The following is a 6462-nucleotide window of genomic DNA, read 5'->3' on the forward strand; positions in this document are numbered from 1 at the left end:
ATATGTATAAGGAAGTATTCGACATGTTTTTCGAAAATCCTGCATAAAATTGAATTATTTTTGTTTTCCGGCAGTAATTCGCCATTTTTCTTTTTTTGTTTTCCCGTCTAAAGACATAATTTTAACTCGTCCATATCCTCGAACTGAAATCATATCCCCGGCTTGACATTCAAATGAAGGGTTCTCAACTAATGTCCAATTAACTTTAACAAGCCCTTGTTGTATAAAAAGTTGTGATTTTTGCCGGGAGAGATGATGAATACTTGAAATAACTGCATCCAGTCGTAATGAAGATACTGTTAATTCAATTTCTTCCCAGACTTCTTGAAGGCTAAGGGCCTTTTCGAGCGGCGTTTCCACCAATTTAACCCCAGCTCTGCCAATTGTCTGCAAATTATTCTTAATATATTCGCTGATTTCCGCAGCAGCGAACAATTGAATTTGGTCATTATTGGTTAAGATGTCACCAAATTTACCGCGCTTTAACCCTAAGGACATTAAGGTTCCTAAGACCTGACGATGCTCGATTGTGACAAACTTTTTCGGATAATCAATTTCAAACAGGCTAATCTGAAAATCAGCTTGTTCTGCTGTTAAATAATCAGGCAGCAATACTGCTCTTTTTCTTTCCACTCCATTGCCGCCCCCAAAAAGGGTATATTTTACATCGTTATTTTCACCAATTAACATGGTTAAAATATACTGTTCTCTAGGGTCAAGAAAATCCGTTAGCTTTGGAGTATATTGAGTTTCGACATAATTCTTCCAATGTAATACCTGATCGATATAGTCCCGTTCTTCTGGACGGAAATGCTGATATATGTTCATTCTCGTATACACAACCTAGGGTATAGTTTTTATATCCATCTAGATAAAGTGCTAAGTCCGCTTTGGGCGAAATTTAGGACCAAGAAAGCAACAATTGGCGAAATGTCCATCATGCCAATGGGAGGAATTATTTTTCTAAACGGAACTAAATACGGTTCACAAATGTTGGCAAGAAATCGGCCAATTGTTGTCTCCCTTGCATTTGGAAACCAAGACATCAATATATATATAATTAATGCCCACGAATAAATCGATAATAATTGTGAAAGGAGACTAAAAATAAAATCCATTTATTTTACCACCTCGTTATTTGATTTTCAGTGTCAGGAAAAAGTTCCGATATATTTCCTGAAACCTCGACATTATCAGGGGTACATAAAAAAATGCTCGTGCCGATTTTCTGGATGTCCCCGCCGATAGCATAAACAGCACCGCTTAAAAAATCGACAATTTGTCTGCCTTGTTCATTATCGATGCGCTGAAGGTTCACTACTACCGCACGGCGATTTTTTAAGTGGTCCGCAATCTCAGTTGATTCAGCATAAGCATGAGGTTCAACTAATATTACTTTTGATCCTTTTGACGAAGTGTTGGAATTTGCAGGTTTTTGGACACTTTGCAGACTGACAACATTTTGTGGTTTAACAGGCTGCTTTTTTTGTTTTATGGGTTCAACTGATTCAACATAACCATCATTGTTATCATCATATTCATCATCTAAAAAGAAAAATGTTTTTAATTTCGATTTAATCGTCATTTTTTTCTCTCCTAACCATCTTCACCAACAAGTGCTGTGCCAATTCTTACCATTGTAGCTCCTTCTTCAATCGCAATCGTAAAGTCATTGGACATTCCCATTGAAAGCTCTGTGCATGGAGCAAAATCTAAATTATAAGCCTTTACTTGTTCCTGAAGTTCTCTCAGTTTTCGAAAACATTCACGCAGAACCATTTCATCATCCGTAAATGGCGCCATCGTCATTAAACCCTCTACACTTATATTTTCAAAGGGTCGGAGGGATTCAATAAACGTAATTGCCTCATCGGCAGTTAATCCATGTTTGGATTCTTCCTGTGACACATTTACTTGAACCAAACACTTTATCTTCCGTTTCGCGCGTTTATTAATTTCTTCAGCCAGCGAAAGTCTGTCCAATGAATGAATATATTCAACCTTATCGATAATATTTTTCACTTTTCGAGTCTGAAGTGATCCAATAAAATGCCAAATAGGCTTGTCCTGCAGCACTTCCCACTTTGCAAGAAGTCCTTCATCACGATTTTCACCCAGATTATAAATGCCCGCATCTAATGCTTCTTTCGCTCTTTCGGTGCTGACATATTTCGTTACGGCAATCAACTTTATTTCTTCAGGATCCCTACTTACTTTTAGGCATGCCTCATATATTTGTTGTCTGATTTGTTCTAACTTTGCTGCTACCTTCATAAATGATTGTTAGTCTCCTTCCAGCCAATAAAACTTAACATTCTTCCAGTACTGCCTTGATCACGACGATGAGAAAAAAATAAATCATGATGACAGCTTGAGCAAAATCCAGTAATGCTTATATTTTTATCAGGGATTCCCGCTTTTAGAAGGATTTGCCGATTCACTTCACGTAAATCTAAAGAATATTGGCTATCTCTAATTAGATTATATGGTTTTCCTTCGACATCTTCTAGTGTATTTTCAACTAAGTTAATGACACGATCATCCACAATATAACATTTTTCGCAAATCGATGGCCCGACAGCGACAAATATCTGTTCAGGGTCTATACCTTCTTTTTTCCAAGCTTCAATCATCTTTCCAGCTATTTTTCCAACTGTTCCCTTCCAGCCGGCATGGGCAGCCCCAATCATGCGTGCCTGAGGAGCAATAAAAAAAAGAGGGACACAGTCAGCATAACAAAGAGTTAAAAGAATTCCCTCTTCATTTGTATAAAAACCATCCGTCCCCTTGAAAGACTGTTCATAGGAAGCTGCCCCTAGACCACGATCTTCTTTTGAAACTTTTTTAATAAAAGTATCATGGGTCTGTTCGGCACCTACCCAATTATTTATAGAGAAATCAAGAAGGTCAGAAACTATTTCTCGGTTCAAACCTACATCATTAACATTATCATTAACATGAAAGCCGAGATTTAAAGTTTCAAAGTTCCCTTTACTGGTCCCCCCATTTTTCGTTGTCATTCCAGCAACAAGTCCAGGATATCGCTCGGTCCAGGTGTCAATTAATAATATTGAATTGTTTTTTAAAACAAAGGGTTCCATGTTCATACCTCTAATGTTTTTCTTTAGTTTATCATGAATTGCAAAAATGGTCACCGCTAATGACAAAGCTCAAACTTCTGCTTCTTCAGAAATTCTTTCCACACTTCCTTTATACCTTACCAAAATGACATCCTCACCAATTTTAATGATATTTTTCCAAGGAATGACGATATCCTCATCCTTCCCAAAAAAGCCCAGCACCCTCCCGCTGCCAGTGATTACGACTGCTTCTATTTTTCCAGTGGTTAAGTTTATCTCAATATCGCCAATATTACCCAGCCTTTTACCATCTGCTACATTTACGACATCTTTTATCTGGAAATCCGAAATTTTAACCATACACATACCACTCCCAGTTCCTGTACTATTAAAGAATATATGATAGTGCTGGTCGATTTAGTAACAGAAAAAGCTGCCCCCATTGGACAGCTTAGCTTTGGATATTCTTATTCATTTGTCTTATCGCTGCTTTTTCTAATCGGGACACCTGCGCTTGGGAAATTCCGATTTCATCAGCGACCTCCATTTGTGTTTTACCTTGAAAGAATCTTTTACGCAAAATTAATTTTTCACGCTCGTTTAATCGACGCATACCTTCTTTTAAAGCGATTTCCTCGATCCAGTGGATATCTTTATTTTTCTCATCACTTAATTGATCCATAACATAAATCGGGTCGCCGCCATCATTGTAGATTGGCTCAAATAGGGACACTGGGTCCTGTATAGCATCGAGGGCGAAGACAATTTCTTCATGTGGTACCTCTAAAACCTTCGCGATTTCTTCAGCAGTCGGTTCACGTGAGGTCTCGCTCATGAGTCGTTCCCTAACCTGAAGGGCTTTATAAGCAATATCCCTTAAGGAGCGGGACACACGAATAGGGTTATTATCCCGCAAATATCTTCTTATTTCTCCAATAATCATTGGTACGGCATAAGTGGAAAACTTTACGTTTTGACCTAAATCAAAGTTATCAATCGATTTCATTAACCCAATACAGCCTACCTGAAATAGATCGTCGACAAATTCACCTCGGTTGTTAAAACGCTGTATCACGCTTAGTACAAGGCGTAAATTTCCATTGACGAGCTTTTCTCTGGCGGATATATCGCCCTCTTGCATTTGCTTGAAGAGAATTCTCATTTCTTCGTTTTTTAATACAGGAAGTTTTGATGTGTCCACACCGCAAATTTCAACTTTATTTCGAGTCAATTCTTTTTCCTCCTCACAGGAGCTGCTGTACAAAAAACAGTATTTCCTTGAGGAGGAAAAATATGCACCTGTCCATACGAGTGAACAGGTGCATGATTGTCGAAAATTGCTATAAAATCACGAAATAATAGGTTTTTTTTGGTAGAAAAAAAATTTATTAAACCATCTTATTGAACTCTTTTCGTAATCTTTTAATAATTCTTTTTTCTAACCGTGAAATATAGGATTGGGAAATTCCAAGCATATCGGCTACATCCTTTTGCGTTTTTTCCTCGCCATTAGTTAAGCCAAAGCGAAGCTCCATTATTTGTTTTTCACGATCTGTTAGCTGGTGCAAAGCTTTAGTGAGCAGCTTTCGATCTACATTGGCTTCTAAGTCCTTGGTGATAATATCATCATCAGTGCCCAGTACATCTGACAACAAAAGCTCATTCCCATCCCAATCAATATTTAATGGTTCATCGAACGAAACCTCTGACCTGATTTTATTATTACGCCTTAAGTACATTAGAATTTCATTTTCAATACATCTTGAAGCATATGTAGCAAGTTTGATTTTCTTTTCAGGATTAAAGGTATTGACCGCTTTAATCAGGCCAATCGTGCCAATGCTAATTAAGTCCTCGATATTAATGCCTGTGTTTTCAAATTTTCTAGCAATATAGACAACTAGACGCAGGTTCCTTTCAATTAAAATTGACCTTGCTGCCTTGTCACCCCCGGGAAGCTTCTTTAACAGCATCTCTTCTTCATCTTTGCTTAAAGGAGGCGGCAATGCTTCGCTTCCGCCAATATAATATACTTCATCTGTTTTTAAACCTAATTTTATTAATATTTTATACCAATAGTAGGATAAGCGAAGTTTCCACTTTTTCATTCTTGTTCCTCCTTCTAAAATATGTTTTTCTGAGTATAGTATTATTAACTTACCTTCACGGTCCCTCCTTGCTGCTTTGGTCCTGTCAGCATTTTCGGATGAACGATACATTGAAAGGCATCATCTGCCGAAAGCTGCTGCATCGTGAAGGATACAAGACCCTTTTCGCATAAATACTGGTCTCCATTTTGTTCGATTAATATGTTATCGGGCTTAATGGCCACAATGAGCTGATGCTCTTGTCCCACCACCCGGCAAGGAACAATTCTTAGTCTATTTTGCCATTCATCTGGAACTTCCCCGCTCCCCATTATGAGCGGTTCCGGATCAGTTGCAATTTTCTTGATTTGCTCGGGTATAGCATCCAATTGATTTTTAATGGATACAAACATAACCGGAAGCCTTGACAACGGGTCATAAAGTTGATTTCCGCTATCAACTAATCCTTTAAAAACAAATGTTTCACTGCCTATTTTCAAGCTGACATTGACGATTTGTTCAAATTGGATTTTCGTCATTTCCATACCTTCCATATGTCTCCTTGAAAAATGCCAGGCAACCGGGAAACCAATCAGGACGAATAACCAGCTGACTGGGTCACCAAAGCCCTTCACACTCGACATTAAGACCTTTGTGGTTAACTCAGGATCGTATTGAATGAAATAATGGGCGCCTAATAAGGCTCCACCAATTAAAAAAGTAGCAACATATAACGTCATTAACGCTTTGAGAAAATAAGACAACCGTTTATACCCAAATGCTGCCAGCACCATCATGACAGAGCATAACAGTTTTGCGATTGGATGGTTTGAGTAGACATTTATTGGAGTAAAGGCTAATAGAATAATTAGTGAGCCAATAAATCCTCCAGCCAATAATCTCCAGATTCGTATGCTTCTTTTTAGAAAAATAGCTGTTAAATAAAGAAGAAGGCTATCAAAAAACAAGTTAAGAGCCCAAATTACATCTAAATAAACAACCAAACAGCTTCCTCCTTATTGACAGTTCTATTAATCTGTTACGAAAAAGTATAACGTAGTAGAGGACTAAAAGTGTGTCACTTTCTGTAATCAAAAAAACAGAAATTTTCACTATTCATTAAGGATTTTGTCAGATAATATTTACAAAAAAAGGCATAGCCCCTTTTTAAAGTGTACCCGTTGTAAAGGACATTTTTAAAAAAGGTCATGCCACATCGAGAAGATGATTTCTGTATTCTACAGGGGTCATCTTCTTTAAATTCCATTGATATCTGTAATTGTTATAGTAGGTCA

Annotated in this window: 10 protein-coding genes; all 10 read right to left on the reverse strand. The window is 37.6% G+C overall.

What is annotated here, in order from left to right; translation table 11 throughout:
- Positions 1–54: 54 nt before the first annotated feature.
- Positions 55–828 (reverse strand): RNA-binding protein, encoded by a 774-nt coding sequence (locus LC455_RS04820; protein WP_223588607.1) that lies wholly within the window; start codon positions 826–828, stop codon positions 55–57.
- A 29-nt stretch (positions 829–857) separates the two neighbouring features.
- Entirely contained in the window at positions 858–1118 is a 261-nt protein-coding gene (locus tag LC455_RS04825; RefSeq protein WP_223588608.1) for a YggT family protein, read from the reverse strand.
- A gap of 5 nt (positions 1119–1123) precedes the next feature.
- On the reverse strand, positions 1124–1585 hold the full coding sequence (locus tag LC455_RS04830; protein WP_223588609.1) for a cell division protein SepF: 462 nt from the start codon (positions 1583–1585) through the stop codon (positions 1124–1126).
- A gap of 11 nt (positions 1586–1596) precedes the next feature.
- Positions 1597–2274, reverse strand: coding sequence for a YggS family pyridoxal phosphate-dependent enzyme (locus tag LC455_RS04835; RefSeq protein WP_223588611.1), 678 nt, complete (start codon positions 2272–2274; stop codon positions 1597–1599).
- A complete protein-coding gene (gene pgeF / locus LC455_RS04840) occupies positions 2271–3101 on the reverse strand; it encodes a peptidoglycan editing factor PgeF (RefSeq protein WP_223588612.1) in 831 nt (276 codons plus the stop codon). The genes LC455_RS04835 and pgeF overlap by 4 nt, the downstream gene beginning before the upstream one ends.
- A 69-nt stretch (positions 3102–3170) precedes the next feature.
- Positions 3171–3440 (reverse strand): YlmC/YmxH family sporulation protein, encoded by a 270-nt coding sequence (locus LC455_RS04845; RefSeq protein ID WP_223588614.1) that lies wholly within the window; start codon positions 3438–3440, stop codon positions 3171–3173.
- 91 nt (positions 3441–3531) lie between these two features.
- Positions 3532–4311, reverse strand: coding sequence for an RNA polymerase sporulation sigma factor SigG (gene sigG, locus LC455_RS04850; RefSeq protein WP_040204876.1), 780 nt, complete (start codon positions 4309–4311; stop codon positions 3532–3534).
- A 157-nt stretch (positions 4312–4468) separates the two neighbouring features.
- A complete protein-coding gene (gene sigE / locus LC455_RS04855) occupies positions 4469–5188 on the reverse strand; it encodes an RNA polymerase sporulation sigma factor SigE (RefSeq protein ID WP_223588615.1) in 720 nt (239 codons plus the stop codon).
- Between the two features lie 44 nt (positions 5189–5232).
- Positions 5233–6171 carry a sigma-E processing peptidase SpoIIGA gene (gene spoIIGA / locus LC455_RS04860; protein WP_223588617.1) on the reverse strand — a complete coding sequence of 313 codons (939 nt, stop codon included), beginning with the start codon at positions 6169–6171 and terminating at the stop codon, positions 5233–5235.
- Between the two features lie 202 nt (positions 6172–6373).
- Positions 6374–6462, reverse strand: an 89-nt coding sequence (locus LC455_RS04865) for an IS3 family transposase (protein ID WP_223588723.1), incomplete at its 5' end; no start/stop codon positions are given.

The organism is Neobacillus bataviensis, from assembly GCF_019969725.1.

Excerpts from the sequence above, each read along its gene's own strand:
- sigE (WP_223588615.1), bottom strand. The coding sequence starts at position 5,188 with ATGAAAAAGTGGAAACTTCGCTTATCCTACTATTGGTATAAAATATTA.
- LC455_RS04830 (WP_223588609.1), bottom strand. The coding sequence starts at position 1,585 with ATGACGATTAAATCGAAATTAAAAACATTTTTCTTTTTAGATGATGAA.
- LC455_RS04825 (WP_223588608.1), bottom strand. The coding sequence starts at position 1,118 with ATGGATTTTATTTTTAGTCTCCTTTCACAATTATTATCGATTTATTCG.
- LC455_RS04835 (WP_223588611.1), bottom strand. The coding sequence starts at position 2,274 with ATGAAGGTAGCAGCAAAGTTAGAACAAATCAGACAACAAATATATGAG.
- LC455_RS04845 (WP_223588614.1), bottom strand. The coding sequence starts at position 3,440 with ATGGTTAAAATTTCGGATTTCCAGATAAAAGATGTCGTAAATGTAGCA.
- pgeF (WP_223588612.1), bottom strand. The coding sequence starts at position 3,101 with ATGGAACCCTTTGTTTTAAAAAACAATTCAATATTATTAATTGACACC.
- LC455_RS04820 (WP_223588607.1), bottom strand. The coding sequence starts at position 828 with ATGAACATATATCAGCATTTCCGTCCAGAAGAACGGGACTATATCGAT.